Raw genomic sequence first — 231 nt, 5'->3', positions numbered from 1 at the left:
CTGCTGGAGACCCGCGTCACCGGCTTCGACGGCGACCCCGGCGTCGCCTCCTGGGACAGCGATGCCCCCGGCTACCTGACGATCCAGGAAGAGCTGACGGACGGGTACGGCACGCCCGTCGTCTACTGCGACACCTACTACCCGTTCGATGAGCAGGTCCCCGAGTACCAGTGGATCGAGACCGAGGGCGCCCTGATGGAGTACGACCTCGCCGAGCGCTACTCGCTAATC

1 protein-coding gene is annotated in these 231 nt (G+C 66.7%); it reads left to right on the top strand.

Annotation, left to right across the window (positions count from 1 at the left end):
* Positions 1–231, top strand: a 231-nt coding sequence (locus ACLJNW_RS29055; RefSeq protein WP_410962146.1) for a hypothetical protein, incomplete at both ends; no start/stop codon positions are given.

The sequence above is a fragment of the Salmonella sp. SAL4457 genome (assembly GCF_046548235.1).
Taxonomy (GTDB): Bacteria; Pseudomonadota; Gammaproteobacteria; order Enterobacterales; family Enterobacteriaceae; genus Salmonella; species Salmonella enterica.
This window is presented reverse-complemented; position numbering and strand designations above follow the sequence as displayed.